The sequence below is a fragment of the Nonomuraea composti genome (assembly GCF_012034275.1).
In the GTDB taxonomy this organism is placed as follows: domain Bacteria; phylum Actinomycetota; class Actinomycetes; order Streptosporangiales; family Streptosporangiaceae; genus Nonomuraea; species Nonomuraea composti.
In genome coordinates, this window is sequence record NZ_JAATEP010000010.1 from 56,442 (window position 1) to 71,512 (window position 15,071).

The 15,071-nt window shown below is 73.9% G+C and carries 14 protein-coding genes and 2 pseudogenes; 6 read left to right on the top strand and 10 right to left on the bottom strand.

Going from position 1 to position 15,071, the window contains the following annotated elements:
• Positions 1 to 66: 66 nt before the first annotated feature.
• The 4 genes from HCN51_RS16225 to HCN51_RS16240 all read right to left on the bottom strand — a co-directional run bounded on the left by HCN51_RS16225 (position 67) and on the right by HCN51_RS16240 (position 2,038).
• Positions 67 to 720 carry a dihydrofolate reductase family protein gene (locus tag HCN51_RS16225; RefSeq protein ID WP_168010448.1) on the bottom strand — a complete coding sequence of 218 codons (654 nt, stop codon included), beginning with the start codon at positions 718 to 720 and terminating at the stop codon, positions 67 to 69.
• Complete coding sequence (locus HCN51_RS16230) at positions 717 to 1,592, bottom strand: NmrA family NAD(P)-binding protein (RefSeq protein WP_168010449.1); 876 nt, start codon at positions 1,590 to 1,592, stop codon at positions 717 to 719. Before HCN51_RS16230 ends, HCN51_RS16225 begins: the two co-directional genes overlap by 4 nt.
• The gene (locus HCN51_RS16235; protein ID WP_168010450.1) at positions 1,589 to 1,732 is read right to left on the bottom strand and encodes a hypothetical protein; all 144 of its coding nucleotides are present in this window, start codon (positions 1,730 to 1,732) and stop codon (positions 1,589 to 1,591) included. The genes HCN51_RS16230 and HCN51_RS16235 overlap by 4 nt, the downstream gene beginning before the upstream one ends.
• Positions 1,733 to 1,852: 120 nt before the next feature.
• A complete protein-coding gene (locus HCN51_RS16240) occupies positions 1,853 to 2,038 on the bottom strand; it encodes a hypothetical protein (protein ID WP_168010451.1) in 186 nt (61 codons plus the stop codon).
• Between the two features lie 194 nt (positions 2,039 to 2,232).
• On the opposite strand from HCN51_RS16240, the pseudogene HCN51_RS16245 reads away from it, so the two are divergent.
• Positions 2,233 to 3,053: pseudogene (locus HCN51_RS16245) on the top strand (transposase family protein).
• 24 nt (positions 3,054 to 3,077) lie between these two features.
• Here the strand turns inward: HCN51_RS16245 and HCN51_RS62970 are convergent.
• The 3 genes and pseudogenes from HCN51_RS62970 to HCN51_RS16260 all read right to left on the bottom strand — a co-directional run bounded on the left by HCN51_RS62970 (position 3,078) and on the right by HCN51_RS16260 (position 5,249).
• Positions 3,078 to 4,170, bottom strand: a pseudogene (locus HCN51_RS62970) (winged helix DNA-binding domain-containing protein).
• Positions 4,171 to 4,174: 4 nt separating this feature from the next.
• Positions 4,175 to 4,756: an aldo/keto reductase gene (locus HCN51_RS16255; protein WP_168010452.1), complete on the bottom strand. Its 582-nt coding sequence runs from the start codon at positions 4,754 to 4,756 to the stop codon at positions 4,175 to 4,177.
• A 70-nt stretch (positions 4,757 to 4,826) separates the two neighbouring features.
• Positions 4,827 to 5,249, bottom strand: coding sequence for a VOC family protein (locus tag HCN51_RS16260; protein WP_168010453.1), 423 nt, complete (start codon positions 5,247 to 5,249; stop codon positions 4,827 to 4,829).
• A 97-nt stretch (positions 5,250 to 5,346) separates the two neighbouring features.
• Between HCN51_RS16260 and HCN51_RS16265 the strand changes: the two genes are divergently transcribed.
• Positions 5,347 to 6,390: a helix-turn-helix transcriptional regulator gene (locus tag HCN51_RS16265; RefSeq protein WP_168010454.1), complete on the top strand. Its 1,044-nt coding sequence runs from the start codon at positions 5,347 to 5,349 to the stop codon at positions 6,388 to 6,390.
• Here the strand turns inward: HCN51_RS16265 and HCN51_RS16270 are convergent.
• A complete protein-coding gene (locus HCN51_RS16270) occupies positions 6,338 to 7,105 on the bottom strand; it encodes a TetR/AcrR family transcriptional regulator C-terminal domain-containing protein (protein ID WP_168010455.1) in 768 nt (255 codons plus the stop codon). The two genes, HCN51_RS16265 and HCN51_RS16270, sit on opposite strands and share 53 nt — an antisense overlap.
• A 69-nt stretch (positions 7,106 to 7,174) precedes the next feature.
• Between HCN51_RS16270 and HCN51_RS16275 the strand changes: the two genes are divergently transcribed.
• The 4 genes from HCN51_RS16275 (at position 7,175) to HCN51_RS16290 (ending at position 10,385) form a co-directional block, all read left to right on the top strand.
• Positions 7,175 to 8,074, top strand: coding sequence for a helix-turn-helix transcriptional regulator (locus HCN51_RS16275; RefSeq protein WP_168010456.1), 900 nt, complete (start codon positions 7,175 to 7,177; stop codon positions 8,072 to 8,074).
• Between the two features lie 84 nt (positions 8,075 to 8,158).
• On the top strand, positions 8,159 to 8,563 hold the full coding sequence (locus HCN51_RS16280) for a nuclear transport factor 2 family protein (RefSeq protein WP_168010457.1): 405 nt from the start codon (positions 8,159 to 8,161) through the stop codon (positions 8,561 to 8,563).
• Positions 8,560 to 9,447: an alpha/beta hydrolase gene (locus HCN51_RS16285; RefSeq protein ID WP_168010458.1), complete on the top strand. Its 888-nt coding sequence runs from the start codon at positions 8,560 to 8,562 to the stop codon at positions 9,445 to 9,447. Before HCN51_RS16280 ends, HCN51_RS16285 begins: the two co-directional genes overlap by 4 nt.
• Complete coding sequence (locus HCN51_RS16290) at positions 9,444 to 10,385, top strand: NAD(P)H-binding protein (protein WP_168010459.1); 942 nt, start codon at positions 9,444 to 9,446, stop codon at positions 10,383 to 10,385. The genes HCN51_RS16285 and HCN51_RS16290 overlap by 4 nt, the downstream gene beginning before the upstream one ends.
• Before the next feature lie 3 nt (positions 10,386 to 10,388).
• Here the strand turns inward: HCN51_RS16290 and HCN51_RS16295 are convergent, their stop codons facing one another.
• Both HCN51_RS16295 and HCN51_RS16300 read right to left on the bottom strand, forming a co-directional pair.
• Positions 10,389 to 13,289 (bottom strand): RNA repair domain-containing protein, encoded by a 2,901-nt coding sequence (locus tag HCN51_RS16295; protein ID WP_206067091.1) that lies wholly within the window; start codon positions 13,287 to 13,289, stop codon positions 10,389 to 10,391.
• The gene (locus tag HCN51_RS16300; RefSeq protein ID WP_168010460.1) at positions 13,286 to 15,055 is read right to left on the bottom strand and encodes an RNA ligase family protein; all 1,770 of its coding nucleotides are present in this window, start codon (positions 15,053 to 15,055) and stop codon (positions 13,286 to 13,288) included. The genes HCN51_RS16295 and HCN51_RS16300 overlap by 4 nt, the downstream gene beginning before the upstream one ends.
• Between the last annotated feature and the right edge of the window lie 16 nt (positions 15,056 to 15,071).

The window sequence follows — 15,071 nt, forward strand, 5'->3', positions numbered from 1 at the left end:
ACGCTACTGCCGCCCGACGGAGCCCAAGGGAAGCTTCAAGGAAGCTCGAAGGAAGCCCGGGCTGCGCTACGGGCCTTCGTTCACGGGTCGGCCTGTCCCCGGTCGGCTTGGCCTATCCCCGTCGGCGTGCGGCGTGTAGGTGTTCACGACGATGCCGCACGCGTACGACGTGGAGCGGACAAGCCTCAGCCGCAGACCGCCGGCGACGGACCGAAACAGCGACTCCCCGCGACCGACCGCCGTTGGATTGACGTAGAGCTGGTACTCATCGACCACGCCCGCGGCGGCGAGAGCGGCGGCGAATCCTGTGCCGCCGAAGGCGATCAAGTCGGCGCCCGGCCCTGCCTTGAGATGCGCGATGGTCTCGGCAAGCCCGCCTGCCGCCCATCGGGTGCGCGGCCATCGAAGCCGGCCGCGCTGGTGGGTAGTGGAGAACACGATCTTCTCCGCGTCGCCGACCTTACGGGCGAAGGCGAAATCGGGCTCGTCGGGATGACTCGCTGCGATTCGCGCCCAGTGATCGATGTAGCCCTCCTCGACCATTTTGCGGCTGAGGAGGATCCGGTCGACCTTGCGGAACGTCTGGTTGAAGTCTCGCTTCAGCTCCTCGTCCCACGGCCAGTTCGGCCCCCAGTCCCAAAGCTGCCATTGCAGTGCCGGGTCGGCCGCTTCGACGTGGCCGTCGGCGGATGTCTGCATCTGCACGAGGAGCCTGCTCATGTGGTGGCGCCCGCCAGTGCGGCGCGTGCCCAGTCCCGAAGCGAGGTGGACGTCGTGGTTTCGTCGTCGCGAGGTGCCAGTGCCCACGGCTGGCCGTCGTTGAAGGTGCGGGCGGTCTCGATGACAGCTTCGGCGAAGGACGGCGGCATGCCTGATGCGAGCATGCTCGCTCTGGCCGCGTCGTAGCTGAGTTGCTCGTAGCCCACGTCGGGGAGTCCGGCGGCCTGCGCCAGGATCGCCGTCGCCTGCGTCATCGTGAGGTCGGCGTGGCCGTGCAGCTCGTGGACGCCGAGTCGCGGATGGAGCTGCGTCAGTAGTTCGGCGGCCCGCTGCCCGACGTCGCTCGCGGCCACGGTCGGCATCGCCCGATGGGCGGTGAAGGGGGTGCGGAACACGCCGGTGCTCTGTGCCTGCGGCAGGAAACCGAGCCCGTCGGTGTAGTTCTCCATGAACCAGCCCGCACGCAAAACGATCAGCTCGGGGACCGAGCAGGCGCGCAGCCGCTCCTCCATCAGCGCCGCGCCGAGGGTCGTGCCGCTGCGCAGGTGCGCGTTCAGCCCGCTGAGCAGCACCACGCGGCGCACGCCGCTGCGGCGGACGGCACGTTCGAGCCGTTGCCCGATCGCCTCTTCGCGAGCGTGCAGATCACCGCCCGCAAGGTCGAAAGGAACGAGCACGAACGCCCCGTCGGCGTGCTCGAAGGCACCCTCGAGCGCCACGGCGTCATCGACGCCGACCCCACGGCTACGGGCAACAGCCCGAACGTCGTGGCCCTGGCTGGTGAGGTGCCGCTCGACCGCACGCCCCGTCCTGCCCGTCGCGCCGACCACGACGTACGTGCGGCGCCCGCTCAACTGATAGTCCTTCCTCACTGGTGCACCGTAGGCGCCAGGGCCGCGATCACGAACGTCATCATCGGCTGCACGGCGCCGTAGCCGAGCCGGTTGACGCTCAGGCCGTCGGCCGGCTGGAGCCGCCCCGCGGTGGCGGCGGGCCTACTCTCCTGACTCACTGCTGACCTCTTCTCGTAGTGCGCGCGGGAGGGTCTCGCGCGCGTCGGATGAAGTGATTCGTCGCTGTACCAAGGCGGTCGTCACGCCCCCGCTCTCGTGCCGGCCGAGCTTGCCCCTGGTCACCAGGTCGTGGAAGCCCTGACAGGTGATACCGAGCATCGCTCCCGCACCGCGTAGGAGACAGGGCGAACGAGTCGGCGTCCATCGGGGCGCCGACGCTCCACGAACGGGTCCTGCCCGCGCACCTCGTAGTACAGGGTCGCGCCGCGGACGTCGAGGGTGGCGGTGGTGATCGTACCGGTCATGGATGCCCCTTTGTGCAGTGACAGGCGTTTTGATCTCGTACGGCCATCGTGGCCGCCACGGCAGCCGCGGGTCCAACACCTGTTTGAACGCGATTGACGCATCAGGCGCGTTAATCGGCTAGATGGTTGATTCCAAGGGGTCGAGATCGGCTGTTCGGCTGCGGACATGAAGCGAGGGCGTTCAAGATCCGTTTGTGACGACAGAACTGAACACCCTCGCGACAGCACTGTACGTGGAGATCGACGATCAGCTGATCGCTCCCGGATCTGGCGCCCGAACGACCGCGGATCGGGCTGCGGCCCCGGCTCAGTGACGCCGAACTGGTCACGCTGGCGGTGCTGTCGGCGCTGCTCGGCTTCACCCCCGAGCGGCGCTGGCTGCGCTACGCCCGCGCCCACCTGAGCGGCCTGTTCCCCTACCTGCCCGGACAATCCGGCTACAACAAACGCCTGCGCGCCGTCACCGGCCTGGTGCTGCACCTGATCCGCATCCTCGGCCGCGACACCAGCCTGTGGAGCGACGACGTGTGGGGGCCGACTCCACCCCGGTCGAATGCGGCCGCTCCCGGCAGACCACCCAGCGCTCGGACCTGGCCGGCTGGGCCGAATACGGCTACTGCCCCTCCCACTCCCGCTTCTTCTGGGGCCCGCGCCTGCACCTGCTGTGCACCCTGGGCGGCCTGCCCGTCGCCTTCGCCCTGACCGGCGTCAAAGCCGACGAACGCACCACCCTACTCGGCATGCTCGAAGCCGACCCTGACCTGATCGAGCGCCACCGCGGCCGGCGAGCCCCCCGCGAGCAGGGGCGCACCTGTTCAAACCCCTGCGCCAGACCATCGAGTCGATCAACCAGACCTTCAAGGGCCAGCTCGACCTCGAACGCCACGGCGGACGCACATTCGCCGGCGTCACCATCCGCGTGATCGTACGCATCCTCGCCCTGACCACCGTCATCTGGCACAACGACAAAACCGGCCAGCCCACCGCCCGATCACTCACCACCTACGACCACTGATCCCAACCCCTTGGAATCAATCATCTAGGTGACGAGCCGCACGCGCTCGCTGTCGCCGTCCGACAGGAACGACGCCAGCGCCCGCCCCTCCTCGGCCACCGCCTCGCGCTCCGCCCGGGAGAAGGAGCGCAGCGGCACGACTGACACGGCGCCCTCCTCGACGGTCCACGTCGCCGACACCCGGCCGTCCACCAGGACCACGCGGGCGCCGGCGACCGACAGGCCGCGGTGGGCGTCGTCGATGATCCGGCCGCGGTCGTGGTAGCCCAGGATCGCGTTGTCGAAGGCCGGCAGGAACCGTACCGGGGCCGGCGTGCCGGGGTCGGGGAGCGGCGCGCCGGGCAGGTCGAGCAGCACCCGGCCGCGCTCGTCCCGGAAGGTGACCAGCTCCTCGCGGAGCGCGGCCACCGCGGCGGGCAGCCCGGCCAGGCCGCACCAGGCCCGCAGGTCGGCCGCGGCGGCGGGGCCGAACGCGGCCAGGTAGCGGCGTACGAGCGCCTGGCCCACCGGGTCGCTGCCGTCGGCGGCCGGCGGGGTCGATCTCCCGGCCCAGCCACGCCGACAGCGGCAGGTTGCGCACGCCCGCCTTCACCCGCCACACCCCGCGCGGCGGGAGCTGCGCCATCGGCACGAGCGCGGCCACCAGCATCTCCCCCAGCGCCCGCACCCCGGCCTGTGGCCAGCGGGCGGCGAGCGCCCGCGCCAGCTCGCTCATCGAGCGCGGCTCGCCGTCGGCCATCACCGCCCAGCCCGCCGCCGCGAGCTCGTCGAGGTCCACCCCGTCGAGCTCGCGCCGGTACGTCCCGAGCACACGCTGGCGCAGCATGGCGTCGTGGCGGGCCCGCCAGGCCAGCGCGTCGGCGGCGGTCACCAGGTGCACGGTGCGGCGCATGAGGTGCGTGCGCACCACCTCCCGCCCGGTGAGCAGGCCCGACAGCGCCGCGGGGTCGAAGCCGCGCAGCCGCGACCACAGCCCCGCGAACGGCTCCTGCGGCTCCTGCGCCTGCAGCCCGCACACATGCGCGACGGCGTCGAGCACCGGCAGGCCGGAGCGGTCGAGCAGCAGTTGCCGGGCGAGCGTCGCGCGGTTCAGCGCCCGGGTGGTGAGAACGGTCATGGCCTCACGCCGCGGCCCGCTCGGAGATCGCACGCCTGCGCAGCGCGGCCGTGGTGACGGCCGGCGGGTCGTAGGCGACGTCGAGCGGGCCGACGTCGGCGCCCGGCGGCACGATCTCGTCGATCCGGTCGAGCAGGTCGTCGCCGAGCACGGTGCCGGCGCCCGCCATCAGGTCCGTCAGCGCGGCAAGGGTCTCCTCGACGTCGGTGCGCGGGTCGGGGTGGTGGATCTGGTAGAGGTCGATGTGATCGGTACGCAGGCGGCGCAGCGAGTGCTCGACCCCGGCGACGATCCAGCGCCGGGAGCTGCCGGCGCGGTTGGGGTCCTCGCCCATGCGGCCGTTGACCTTGGTGGCGAGCACCACGTCGTCGCGGCGGCCCCGCAGCGCCCTGCCGACGATCTCCTCGCTCTCGCTGCCGGCGTAGACGTCGGCGGTGTCGATGACGTTGATGCCCGCGTCCAGGGCGCGGTGGATGATGCGGACGCAGCCGTCGTGATCGGGGTTGCCGGCCCCGCCGAACATCATGGTGCCCAGGCAGTAGGGGCTGACCTGGATCCCGGTCCGCCCCAGGGGGCGCGTTCTCATGCTGGTGGTTCCCTTCGGAAAGGCAGGTGGGACGCGTGGCGCGGGCCTCTCCCGCACCACGCCCGGAGCGCTACGCGTGCTCGCCGCGGGCCACGTCCACGACCCAGATGACCCCGAAGCGGTCCTTCAGCATGCCGTAGAGCGGCGCCCACTGCGCCGGGCCCAGCGGCTGCACGACGGTCGCGCCCTCGGAGAGCTTCTTCCAGTACGCGGTGACCTCCTCGGCGTCGTCGCCGCGCAGGGAGAAGAAGAACGACTTCTCGCCCCGCTCGAACGGCGTTGCCGAGGGCACGTCGTAGGCCATCACGTGGAAGCCGTTGCCGGCGCGCACCTGGCCCCACGTCACATGGTCGGCGTCGGCGGGGTCCGGCACGTTCCCGAGGTCCTGGTAGGTGACGACGGCGAGGTCGCCGCCGAACACGGACTGGTAGAACTCCAGCGCCGCGCGGGCCTGGCCACGGAAGTTGAGGTGCAGGACGGATTCGACGGACATCTATGGCTCCTGTCATCGGTGGCTCTCTTGCTGCCGGACCTACGGTCACAGGGGTAGCGGACAGGATGTGGCCTCTACTTCGGGCACGATGGAAACCATGCCGAAGACCTCAGCGCGGCTGCTGGCGCTGCTCTCGTTGCTCCAGACCCGCCGCGACTGGCCGGGGGCGCTGCTGGCGGAGCGGCTGAACGTCAGCCCGCGCACCGTGCGCCGCGACGTCGAGCGGCTGCGCGAGCTCGGCTACCCGATCATGACGTTCAGGGGGCCCGAGGGCGGCTACCGGCTGGGCGCCGGCTCGGAGCTGCCGCCGCTGCTGTTCGACGACGAGCAGGCCGTCGCCCTGGCCGTCGCGCTGCAGCTGGCCACCACCAGCGGCGCCGGCATCAAGGAGGCCGCCGCCCGCGCTCTCAACACCGTCCGCCAGGTCATGCCCGCCCGGCTGCGCCACCGCATCGACACCCTCCAGGTCACCGCCGTCGAGCGGCCCACGCTCCGGCCGGAGCCGCAGCTCGGCGCGGAGGTGCTGGTGGCGCTCAGCGCCGCCGTGCACGCCCGCGAGGTGCTGCGCTTCGACTACGCCACGCGGGACGAGGACGCGCCGCCGCGCCGGGTGGAGCCGCACCACCTCGTCACGTGGGGCGGCCGGTGGTACCTCGTCGCCTGGGACCTGGATCGCGAGGACTGGCGCACCTTCCGCGCCGACCGCATCACCCCCCGCGCGCCGACCGGTCCCCGGTTCGCGCCGCGCGAGCTGCCCGGAGGCACGGTGGCCGCCTTCGTGGCGGGCCGCTTCCTCGGCTCCACGCAGCCGGGCGGATCAGGCGGCACGGGCGGATCAAGCGGCACGGACGGATCGGGCGGCACGGGCGGATCAAGCGGCACGGACGGATCGGGCGGCTGGCCTTGTCGGGGGGAGGTGATCCTCGGGCTGCCCGCCGCCGCCGTGTCCCCTTATGTCCGGGACGGGGTCGTCGAGGAGCTGGGGCCCGGCCGTTGCCGGCTCGTCCTGGGCTCGTGGTCGTGGGCCGGGCTGGCCGCCACCGTGGGCAGGTTCGACGCCGACATCGAGGTCGTCGGCCCGCCGGAGCTCAAGGCCGCCTTCGCGCATCTGGCCCGGCGCTTCGCCGACGCCGCGCGATGAGCGCCTCGATGCCGTCGAGGAGCAGGGTGAGGCCGAAGGTGAAGTCGGCGTCCTCGACCCAGTCGGGCGCGGCGCCGAACGCCCCCGACTCGATCGCCGCCGCCAGCCCCGGGTAGCCGCCGGGATCGACGAGCCGGGCGAGCAGCGCCGTGTAACCGGCGGGCCCCTCCGGCCCGGCCTCGTCGACCGTGCCGCTCATGGCGGTCTGGAGGGTGGCGGCGCTGACGGCGTACGCGGACAGGGTGGAGGCGATGTTGACCGCCTCCGCCCCGCCCAGGCCGGCACCGGCCAGCACGGTCAGCGCCCGGTCGAGCCAGCGCAGGGTGCGCGGCCCGATGGGCGGGGTGAGGGGCGAGACCTCCAGCAGCCACGGGTGGGCGGCCAGGAAGTCCCGGTGCGCCCGGGTCCACCGGGCCAGGTAGTCCCGCCAGGCGAGCGTGCCCGGCTCCGGCGGGTCGGGGGCCGCCGCGTCGACCATGGCGGTGAGCAGGTCGTCCTTGCTGGTGACGTAGCCGTACAGGGACATGGTGGAGACGTCGAGGCGGGCGGCCACGCTGCTCATCCGCACGCCGGCCAGCCCTTCGGCGTCGGCGATCGCGATCGCGGCGTCGGTGATGCGCCGCAGCGTCAGCCCGGGGCGGGGGCCCCGGCGCGTCGCCGGCTCCCGCCCCCACATCCGCGCCACCACCGTGGGCAGGTCGTCGTCGGACCCCATCGTCCCTCCCTGTAATTCCGTACGTTATACAGTGTATCCCGTACGGAGTTATGGTGTCTTGGGGGAACGATGACGGGTCTCGCCAGCCTCGGGCTGACCGCGGAGCAGGAGCAGCTCTACCGCCGCCTGCTGCGCGACCCCGGCGCGCCGCTCGATCCGAGCTGCCCGGCCGTCACCGAGTTACGGGCGCTGGGCCTGCTCGACGACGCGCTGAACGCCGCCGCGCCCGCCGTGGCCGTCGACCTGCTGGTGCGCCGGCGCATCGAGCACACCCAGCGCCGCCTGGCCGAGCTCAGCCTGGCGTGGGACGTCCTGACCGAGCTGACCGAGGAGCACCGCAGCGGCCGGCCCGTGCAGATGGTCGAGCACCTGCCGGACGGTCCTGCCGTGCACCGCCGCATGCGGCTGTTGCTGCACGACGAGCCGGGCGAGTTCACGCACCTGAAGGAGCGGGCCGTCGCGCACGACGGCGGCGACGTCCCGGCCGGTGGCCTGCTGGCGCGCGGGCTGCGCAGCCGTACCCTCTTCTCCGCTCGCGCCCTGGCCGACCCCGGCCAGGAGCAGCACGCGCGCGCCCGGCACGCCCTCGGCGACCTGCACCGGGTCACCACCGAGCCGATCCGGCACCTGGCCGTGGTCAACCGGGCGGTCGCGTTCGTCCAGGCCGATCCCGCCGACCCGGCCGCAGGGGCGCTGCAGATCCGCCAGCGGGGCGTGGTCGCCATGCTCGCCGACGTCCTCGACGGCATGTGGGAGCGTGCCCGCGACCTCGACGACCTGCCCCTGTCGCCCATCGAGCAGCAGGTGCTGCACGCCCTGACCCGGCACGACACCGACGACGCCGCCGCCCGCGCGCTGCACATCTCGGTACGCAAGCTGCGCGCGCACGTCGCCGACCTGATGGCCAGGCTCGGCGCCGCCACCCGCTTCCAGGCGGCCCTGCTGGCCAAGGAACGCGGCTGGCTGTGAACCCCCTGGGTGCAGGTTCCTGCAGCCGGGCCTGCAACCTCTCCGTCTCCCGCGCCCCCGCCCCGCGCCGCCATGCTGGGCCGCATGGATCGACTGGACGTGATCGACACCTGCACCCGCATGGCCTGGCACACCGACCAGCGAGAGTGGAGCAGGCTCACCGAGGTGTTCGCCGACAAGGTGACCCTCGACTACACCAGCCTCAACGGCGGCGAGCCCGCCACCCTCACCCCGGCCCAGATCATCGACGGCTGGCAGCACGCTCTCGGCGCCTACCGCGCCACCCACCACCTGCTCGGCAACCACCTGGTCACCCTCGACGGCGACACGGCCATGTGCACCGCCTCCTTCCAGGCCACCCACCGCAAGCCCGACGACACCCTGTGGACGCTCGGCGGCACCTACCGCTTCGACCTGACCAGGACGGACGCCGGCTGGCGGATCAGCGGCGTCGTGATGACCGCCGTGTGGAGCGAGGGCCGGCCATGAGCGAGCTGCTGAAAGTGAGCTTCGACAGCGACGGCGTCACCCTCGCCGGCAACCTGTACCTGCCCGACCAGGCCGGGCCGGCGCCCGGCGTCGTGGTCGCCGGCACCTGGACCAGCGTCAAGGAGCTGATGGCCGACCGCTACGCGCGGCGGCTGGCCGAGCGCGGGTACGCGGCCCTGTCGTTCGACTTCACCGGGTTCGGCGAGTCGGGCGGCGAGCCGCGGGACGTGGAGAACCCCGCCCGCAAGATCCGCGACATCCACCACGCCCTCACCTTCCTGGCCGCCCACCCCACCGTCGACGGCGACCGGCTGGGCGCGCTCGGCATCTGCGCGGCCGCCATGTACATGGCGGGCAACGCCGCCGGCGACCCCCGCGTGCGCTCGCTCGCGCTCGTCGCGCCGTGGCTGCACGACGCCGCCATCTGCGAGGACGCCTACGGCGGCGCCGCCGCGGTGGCCGAGAAGATCAAGATCGGGCGGGAGGCGCGGTCCCGGTACGACGAGACCGGCGAGGTCGACTACGTGCCCGTGGTCAGCGCCACCGACCCGCGCGCCGCCATGCCGTACGAGATCGACTTCTACCTCAACCCGGACCGCGGCGGCATCCCCGCCTGGCCCAACCGCTTCGCCGTCATGGCGTGGCCCGACTGGCTCACCCACGACTCCATCGCGTCGGCCCCGCAGATCACCCAGCCCACCCTCCTCGTGCACAGCGAGAACGCCGCGATCCCGGACGGGGCGCGCCGCTTCCACGCCGGGCTGGCCGGGCCGAGGGACCTGCTGTGGACCGAAGGGACCCAGTTCGACTTCTACGACACCGAGCCGCAGGTCAGCGTCGCCGTGGACGCCGTGGCCGCGCACTTCGGCAGGACGCTGCGATGATCCTCGTCACCGGAGCCACCGGGAACGTCGGCGGCGAGGTCGTGCGGGCACTCGCCCGGGAGGGGCGGCCGGTGCGGGCGCTCGTCCGGGCGCACACCGAGCCGCCCATGCACGCGGTCGAGCAGGCGGTCGAGCAGGCGGTCGGCGATCTGGACGAGCCGGGCTCGCTCGATGCCGCCCTGGACGGCGTGCGCGGCGTGTTCCTGCTGCCCGGATACCGCGACATGCCGGGGCTGCTCGACCGGTTCAGGCGGGCAGGGGTGGAGCGGGTCGTGCTGCTGTCGAGCCTGGCCGCGGTCTCGAAGGACACCCGCAACGCCGTCTCGCAGTACATGATCGCCTCGGAGACGGCCGTGCGGGAATCGGGGCTCGCCTGGACGTTCCTGCGGCCCAACGCGTTCATGTCCAACGCGCTGCGCTGGCTGCCGCAGCTCCGGGCGGGCGACGTCGTCGCGGACGCGTTCGGTGACGTGCCGATCGCCTCCGTCGACCCGTACGACATCGCCGCCGTCGCCGTCCGCGCCCTGCTCGACGCCGGGCACGAGGGGCGCGCCTACCCGCTCAGCGGCCCCGAGCGGCTGCTGCCCGCGCAGCGGGTGGCCGTCCTGGCCGACGTGCTCGGGCGCGAGCTGCGCTTCCACGCACTGACGGACGAGGAGGCCAGGGCCGACATGACCGGGCGGGTGCCGGAGGAGTACATCCGGGCGTTCTTCAGCTTCTACAGCGACGGGACGCTGGACGAGTCGCAGATCTATCCCACGGTGCAGGAGGTGACGGGGACGCCGCCCCGCACGTTCCGCCAGTGGGCCCTGGCCCATCGCACGGCCTTCACCACGAAGCCGGCCTCCACCGCGAAGCCGGCCTCCACCGCGAAGCCGACCTCCACTGCTGGCGCTGCCTCCGCCGCAGGGCAGGCCGCGTCCCAGCCTGCCGGGTGAGGGTCAGCGCAGCGTGGGAACGGTGCCGCCGTCGGCGTGCTCGACCGTGACGCCGGGCAGGTCGCCCGCCCAGCGGCGGGCGATCTCGGCGAGCCGGGCGGCCGGCGGCGGCGTGCGGCCCAGGCCGATGGCGTAGCGGGCCTGGTGGGGGCCGGTGTCGAACGGGCGCGGCCAGGCGTGCGCGTCCGGCACCCCGGCCTCCTCCAGAGCGCTGATCAGCTCCAGCATCCGCCCCCTCACCCGGCCGAGCAGCGCGTCCAGCTCCCCGGAGCACACGCTTACCACCGCCCAGGCCGCGTGCCTCCGGTGCAGGGGCGGCGGGGCCGTCAGCTCGGCGGCGCGCCCGTCCTCCACGAGCTCCCACGCCCGGTACAGCTCCTGGGCCAGCAACTCCAGGCCGCCGGGGGTGACCTGGCGGGCGCAGTTGCGCACGGGAGCGCTGGGCGTCAGCACCACGACGGGCGCGGGCTCCACGACGGTCACGTCAGGGGCGAGGCTGATCGGCTCCCGCCAGTCCCACGCGGCCCACGTACCGAAGAACCGGCTGAGCGGGTCGCCGTCGCCGCGCGCGGTCCGCACGGCCATGATCGTCCAGGCCAGGCCGGGCAGCCCACCGAACGGCGCACTGTCCAGCCCCCGGGCCCGCGCCCACGCCTTCACCTGCCTGGCCAGGCGAGCGAACGCAGCCTGGCCTCGCTGGGCCGCAGCCAGAACGGCATCCGCGCCCGCTGCTTGCACGACGGCATCCGCGCCCACCGCTTGCAGGACGGCGTCCGCGTCGCTCACCGCGCTCAAGGCGGTCGCCGCCGCCTCGCCCAGCTCGGACCGGCGGGCCACGGCCTGCTCGGGTGGCAGCGTGCCGGACGGCACCACGGTCAGGTCCACGTCGAGCCCGCCCGTACGCAGGCGCAGGCCCGGCACCCGGGCACCCACCACCCGCCGCAACCGGGACACCTCGGGCAGTGCCGCGCGCACCCGCGCCTCGACCTCGGCCAGGTCCGGCTCGCCGGGCAGCACGGCCACCAAGTCCAGGTCCGCGCCGGGCAGCCCGCAGCCCATGCGCCGCGACCCGACGACGTGCACCACCCCGGGCTCCAGCGCCTCCCCCAGCCGCCGCGTCACGTCCGGCGCGCCCGAGGTGTCCTCGACGGAAGCTTCCGGCTCACGGTTCTCATCCGCCGCGTCGGAGTTGTCGCCGGTGGTCTCCGGGTCGGGCAGCCAGTGCAGCTCGCCCGTGCCCAGCACGACCCGCGCCCGGGGACGCATCGGCTCGTCGGCCCGGCGCGACAGCAGCACCAGCTCCCCCACCTGCGCCGTCATCGCGTCCAGCCGGATCGGGTCCTCGGTGCGGCCGAGGGTCAGGTGCGGCGTGTAGCCCTCGGGCCGTCCCTTGCACCGGGGGAACCGCCGCCGCAACGCCTCGTACAGGCGTCCCCAGGGGGCCGGGTCGCCGGCGGCCGGGTCGAGCCAGGCGGTCACGTGATCGCGATGCCGGAACGTCCGCACGCCCTCCAGCCGGGCGGCGAACGGCCCCGCCTCGGCCGCCGCCGCGCTCAGCAACGGCGCCGCCGCCTCGAACTCCGACTCCGGCACGAACCCGAACAGCAGGTTGACGTGCGGCGGCCACCGGCGCACCTGCGGATCGTAGGCCCGGCGCACCTCCTGGACGGCCGGCCACAGCTCGGCGGGCGGCAGCCACGCCACCGCCGTCCGCGCGGTCGGCGGCACGTCGAGCACCCCACGGTCACGAACGTCTCCCGTGAGGTCGAGCACCGCCTCCACCGCGTAGTGGTCCGAGATGAACAGCCCGCCGGGATCCGGTTTGTCGCCGCGCAGCGCCGCCGAGACCACCTGCGGGCGGCCCCGCAGCAGGATGCGGTCCAGCCGCGCGGCCATCCCGGACAGGGACGCCAGGGCGGCGAGCGGGTTCACGGCCGGGTCGAACGTGGGCGTCCGGTCCGGCCCGTACGCCTCCGTCCACGCGTCCCGCAGCCCGAGTGCCGCCGCCGGGGTGTCGGTGCCGTCGTTGAAGTCGCCCGCCAGCACCACGTCGCCGTCCACGCCGGCCAGCCCCTCGGCGATCGCCGCCAGCTCGGCCCGCCGCCTGGCCGGCCCGTCGGCGGAATGGTCGCTGGTCAGGTGGGTGACGGCGACGACGAGCGGCCCGGTGGCGGTGTCCACCACGACGGCGGCCACCGCCTTGTGCGGGCTCAGCTCGTGCCGGGCCGCCTCCCGCACGGGCAGCCGGCTGAGCAGCAGCAGCCCGGCGTCGTCCACGTCCGTCCCGTACGGGTCGGTGCCCACCGTGTAGCGGTCGCGTACCCAGGGGGCGGCCAGCAGCATTGACAGCAGCGCGGGCTCGACCTCCTGCAGCGCGATCACGTCCGCGCCGGCCTCCTCCAGGGTCGCGAGCAGCATCGGGCGGCGGCGCGCGGTGTCGATGCGGTCACTGTCGTAGCGATCCCACAACGTGTTCCACGTCAGGACCCGTATGGGCTCATGCGGGGCGGACGCGTGCCCGGTGGCGACGGGACGCCGGCCAACCGCCGCGCGCCCGGCAGGCTCGTGCCCGATGGTGGCGGGGCGCCAGCCGTCGGCCGGGTCCCAGGTGTGCGGGGTCGAGGCGGTGAAGAACGGTGGGCGCAGTAGGAGGGCGTCCCGGACCCGGCCGGCCGCGCAGGCGTCGAGCCGGTCGAGCCCCGTCGCCCGGTCCCACACCAGCTCCCCGTCCGCCTCCACGAACAGCACCCGATGCCACGGAATGTCCCCTCCCGGGGTGAACGCGGGCAGCGCGACCCGCTTGGGGGCGGCGTCCCGCTGACCCACCCCCATGACGAACCGGGACGGATCAAACCTCGGGTCCCACCGGATCCGGTGGTAGATCTCCTCGCTGGTACGCATCATGCCTCCTGCCCGTGCAGGCCGCCGTCCGTGTCCTCGACGGTGCCGTGCGCCCCGACGTACCACGTGCGATGGGCCTGACCGGGATACGGCGGGACGAACCGGCGCCACTGCGCGGCCAGCACGTGCGCGGGCACCGGATGGGCGCGGCGGGCGTTGCGGCGGTGCAGCTCGTCCTCCTCCACCAGCACGACCGCGTGCGTCGTCAGCGCGTCGCGGCGGCGCGCCACCTGGTGGACGAGGCCGCGCTGGTGCTGGTTGAGCGAGGTGGCGTCCCACACGACGGTGCCGCCGGCCGCGAGGGCGGCGTCGAGCCGGTGCAGGGCCTCGCCGAGCACCTCCTGGTTGGCCCGCTGGTCGGCTCGGGAGCCGCGGGCGTCGCGCAGGTCGTCCAGCGACACGTACGCGTCGATCCCCTCCAGCCCGGCCGCGAACGTGCTCTTCCCGCTGCCCGACGGCCCGACGAGGTGCACCAGCCGGGGGAACCGCCCCGATCGCCACCGCCACGTCGCCGCCACGGCCTCCTCGGCCGTGCTCAGCCTGCCCTCGGCCCAGGCGTCGCGTGCCTCCGCCCAGCACCGGTCGGCCGCCACCGCGTCGAGCCCGGCCAGCGCCGCACGCAGCCCGTCGCGCAGCGGCCCCACCGGATCCGGCCCGAGCAGCCGGGCCTCCTCGGCATGGAGCGCCGACCATTCAACCTGCTCCCGCGCCTCACCGCCGACCTCCTCCACCGCTACGGACGCCGCGCCGACCGGCCCGCCCACCGGCACGGACGCCGCCACCGCGTGCAGCACCCCCAGGTCGGCGGCCGGCGCCATCCGCCGTAACCCCGCCTGCCGCTCCTCGTCCGGGAACGGCCGCCGCAACCCGCCGTGCAGCCCCACCAGGTCCGCCACCCGCCGCGCCGAAGCCATGCCCAGCGGCCGAGCCAGCCGCGCCGCCACCCAGGCCCGCGGCCGGTCGTGCAGCAGGGCCGCCAGCACCCCGGCCAGCCGCGCGTCCCCCCACCGCCCGATCACGTCCAGCCGCGCCGCCACCTCAGCCGCCACTTCACCCCGCACGTCGGCCGCCATCTCAGCCGGAAGGCCGAGTGCCCCCAGCAGCGCACCGGCATCCGGAGCCGCCCCGGACCGCACCGCCCACAGCGCCGCCCCGGCGCCGAGCCCGTTCGGCACCACCGCGGCGTGCATCCAGTGCGTGTCCGTGCGCACGTGCTCCCGCCGCACCCACTTGGCCACCCGCCCCGCGAACTCCTCCCGCCCGAACCCTTCAGCGGTCCGCACGACGTACCCTTCCTGCCGTTCCGGGTCGATTCGCAGGCCCCGCAGCGCCCGCTCGTCGAAGACGCCCCGCCACAACACCGGCGGCACGGGGATCCCGAGCCCGCGCAGGAAGGCGACGGTCCGGTCCCAGTCGAGGCAGCGGTCGCCCGCCCACACGGAGAACCCGTAGAACCAGCCGTCCAGCTCGTGGTAGGCGAGGGAGTGACGGGCGTACACGTTCTCGCCGCACACCCGCCACCCTTGGGGGATCCGCCCGCCGACCCGCCCTTGCAGGCCCTTCACCCAGGCCCGGGACGGGTGGTGGCCGGAGTCGAGCGACCGGGCGTGCAGCCCGTCCGGGTAGAGGGTGGTGTTCTCGCCGTCGAGCTTCTCGGTGACGACGACCTCGCGCCCGCGCAATCCGGACAGGTCGCCCGCGCGGACGTCGTCGGGGGTCACGCCCGGCGACCAGGGCAGGTGCGGGGTGCGCGGATAGTGCACGCGCATGATCCCTCCCCCGTCC